The 3,466-nt window shown below is 65.8% G+C and carries 3 protein-coding genes and 1 pseudogene; all 4 read left to right on the top strand.

The features are described from left to right. A partial coding sequence (locus MOV74_RS34085) for a VOC family protein (RefSeq protein ID WP_246931365.1) occupies positions 1 to 882 on the top strand: 882 nt, incomplete at its 5' end. Between the two features lie 64 nt (positions 883 to 946). After that, positions 947 to 1,822 (top strand): dihydrodipicolinate synthase family protein, encoded by an 876-nt coding sequence (locus tag MOV74_RS34080; protein ID WP_246931364.1) that lies wholly within the window; start codon positions 947 to 949, stop codon positions 1,820 to 1,822. A gap of 175 nt (positions 1,823 to 1,997) precedes the next feature. Continuing rightward, positions 1,998 to 3,098 (top strand): S1C family serine protease, encoded by a 1,101-nt coding sequence (locus tag MOV74_RS34075; RefSeq protein ID WP_246931363.1) that lies wholly within the window; start codon positions 1,998 to 2,000, stop codon positions 3,096 to 3,098. A 125-nt stretch (positions 3,099 to 3,223) separates the two neighbouring features. Further along, positions 3,224 to 3,466: pseudogene (locus MOV74_RS34070) on the top strand (xanthine dehydrogenase family protein molybdopterin-binding subunit); the annotation flags it as partial.

The raw sequence follows: 3,466 nt of genomic DNA, 5'->3' as shown, positions 1-3,466 counted from the left end.
GCCGAGGGCGCTCCGCAGGGCGGCGGGCCGACCTATGCCAGCCGTACGCCGATGCGGGTCGGCATGGTGACGCTCCGGGTGAAGAATCTCGACAAGGTTGCGGATTACTACCGCGACGTGATCGGGCTCACCGTGATGGAGCGCTCGCCAGCCGCCGCCAGGCTCGGCACATCAGGCATCACGCTGCTGGTGCTGGAAGCCCGTCCCGATGCGGCAATCGAGCCGCGCAACGCCGCCGGCCTCTATCACACCGCCTTCCTGATGCCGACGCGCAAGGACCTGGCGCGCTGGCTGGTTCACGCCGCCTCGCACCGCGTGAAGCTGTCGGGCTTTGCCGACCATCTCGTCAGCGAGTCCGTTTATCTCGACGACCCCGAGGGTAACGGCATCGAGGTCTATGCCGACCGCGATCCCTCGCAATGGCAGTGGAGCGAGGGCAGCGTGAAGATGGCGAGCGACGAGCTCAACATCCCCGATTTGCTGTCGCTGACCAATACGCGCGTGCCTGATTATGCCAAAGCGCCGGATGGACTGCGCATCGGCCACATGCATCTGCGTGTCGGCGATCTTGCGCAGGCCGGAAACTTCTATCATGGCAACATCGGCCTCGATCCGACCCGCAGCCGCAGCGGCGCCGCGTTCCTGTCGTCGGGCCGCTATCATCATCACCTCGGCATGAACGTCTGGCAGAGCCAGGGCGCGGGCCAGCGCGACGATCAGATGACCGGCCTTGCCTGGTTCTCGCTGGTGACGGAGAAGCCGGACATTCTCGCCGCGCAGGAGGAGCGCCTGCGCAAGGGCGGCGTGCGCCTGACAACGCTCGCCAACGGCGTGGAGGCCGCCGACCCCTGGGGCACGCGCGTGCGGCTGCTCAGGGTTTGATCGCGAGCACGAGCGTTGGTAAGACCGGTCAGGCGCAAACCAGCGCTCCGGGGTCATCACCGACATGTCCGAATTCCACGGCGTCTTTCCCTATCTCGTCTCGCCCGTCGATGCCGATGGCATCGTGCGCACCGATGTCCTCGGCAAGCTCTGCGGCGATCTGATCGGCGCCGGTGTCCATGGCCTGACGCCGCTCGGCTCGACCGGCGAATTCGCCTATCTCAATGCCGCTCAGCGCAGCGCGATCGTGCAGACCACGATCGAGGCCGCGAACGGCCGCGTGCCTGTCGTGGCTGGCGTCGCCTCGACCTCGACGGCGGATGTGGTGGCGCAGGCGAGGGCGTACCAAAAGCTCGGCGCCGACGGCATTTTGGCGATCCTGGAGGCCTATTTTCCGCTCAATGACGCCCAGGTCGAATCCTACTTCCGCGCCATCGCGGATGCCGTCGACATTCCCGTCGTCATCTACACCAATCCGCAATTCCAGCGCTCCGATCTCACCCTCGACATCATCGCACGCCTCGCCGAGCATCCGCGCATCGGCTACATCAAGGACGCCTCGACCAACACGGGCCGGCTGCTCTCGATCATGAACCGTTGTGGCGATTCCTTGCGGGTGTTCTCGGCTTCCGCCCATATCCCGGCTGCGGTGATGCTGATCGGTGGCCTCGGCTGGATGGCGGGCCCGGCCTGCATCATCCCGCGCCAGAGCGTCGCGCTCTACGACCTCTGCAAGGCCGGACGCTGGGACGAGGCCATGGCGCTGCAGCGCCGGCTGTGGCGCATCAACGAGGCCTTCGCCCGCTTCAACCTCGCCGCCTGCATCAAGGCGGGGCTCGCGATCCAGGGCTATGAGGTCGGCGATCCCGTCCCGCCGCAGGCTCCATTGACGGCCGAGGCGCGCAAGGCGGTAGAAGCGGCGTTGCACGAGGTCGCGTAGCCGTGTGTCACGCGGCAATATGTCCCTGAACGCCCTGCGGAAAGCCAAACGGGGCCCTATCTGACTCGATCAGGAAACTTCCAGGGGTCTGCGACGTTGCTGCGTGAGCGAGGTCCGACATCTCATGCATGTGCATTCCGAACTCTGCTTTCAGCACGCATCGCGGTGATCACCGATGAATCGTCGCTACGCCATCGGCGCGGCAGCCTTTGCGGCCCTGCTGCTCGCCGTCACTGCAGCGAAGATTTTGCATGTTCCGGTCCTGCATGTTCCATGGGCGGCATCCTCCGCACGTGCGGTCGAGCAGCGCGGGCCGCTGTCCGATGGCGAAAAGGCGACCATCGACATCTTCGAACGCGTGTCGCCTTCGGTTGTCCAGGTGGCGGTGAAATCGACGGCCAGTCCTCTCATGGGCGAGGAGGGGCAGGGCGGCGCGTCCGGCACGGGATTCGTCTGGGACCGCGAGGGGCACCTCGTGACGAACAATCACGTCGTGGCCAATGGCGGCGAGATCGCCGTGCGCTTTGCGTCAGGAGAGGTGGCTGAGGTCGACCTTGTCGGCACCGCCCCCAATTACGATCTTGCAGTGCTGCGGATCCGCAGCGTGCGCGAGCTTCCGCCGCCGGTGGCTCTTGGCAGCTCGAACGACCTGAAGGTCGGGCAGTCCGCGTTTGCGATCGGCAATCCCTTCGGACTGGATCAATCGATGACGAGCGGCATCATCAGCGCGCTCAAGCGCAGGCTTCCGACCCATGGCGGCCGGGAGATTGCCAACGTCATCCAGACGGATGCCGCGATCAACCCGGGCAATTCGGGCGGACCGTTGCTGGATTCCGCCGGCCGGCTGATCGGCGTCACGACGGCGATCATATCGCCGTCGGGTTCGAACGCCGGCATCGGTTTTGCAGTGCCGGTCGATGTCGTGAACCGGATTGTCCCCGAGCTCATCCGCAACGGCCGGGTGCCGACACCCGGCATCGGCATCGTGGCCGCCGGCGAAGATGTCTCGACGCGACTTGGCGTCGAAGGGGTGATCGTGGTGCGGACGGCTCCCGGCAGCCCTGCCGAGCGGGCCGGGATTCGCGGTGTCAACATGACGACCGGCGCGGTCGGAGACATCATCACTGGGGTCGAAGGCAAGCCGGTGCGGCGACTCTCCGACCTGACCGATGCCCTGGAGCAGGCCGGTGCAGGGAAGACCGTTCGGCTCACGGTCAAGCGCGGCTCGGACAGCCGCGACGTGAGTGTGGCCATCATCGACATCGAGCGTTCCTGACCCCGGTAATCTGCCCGGCCAAGAGGCATGGCACGCATTGCAGATGTGCCGCGGCTCGGTTGTCTAGCCCGTAAAATCGGCTAAAACCCCCGCGGTCGTTTTCCGGATTTCAAGGATAGAGCGGAATGAACATTCTTCCCGGCAATTTGCGTTTCGGAGCGGGGCAGCCCGTCAAGCGTTTGGAAGACCAGCGGCTGCTCACCGGGAAGGGACAGTTCATCGACGACAAGCCGCAGGATGGCGCGTTGTGGTTGCACGTGCTGCGCTCGCCGCACGCCCACGCGAAGATCGCCTCGATCGACACCAGCGCGGCCGCCGCGCTGACCGGCGTTGCCGCGATCTACACCGGCGCCGACCTCGTCAAGGAC

Origin of the sequence: Bradyrhizobium sp. SHOUNA76, from assembly GCF_023006445.1 — a bacterium.
Lineage (GTDB): Bacteria > Pseudomonadota > Alphaproteobacteria > Rhizobiales > Xanthobacteraceae > Bradyrhizobium.
This window is presented reverse-complemented; position numbering and strand designations above follow the sequence as displayed.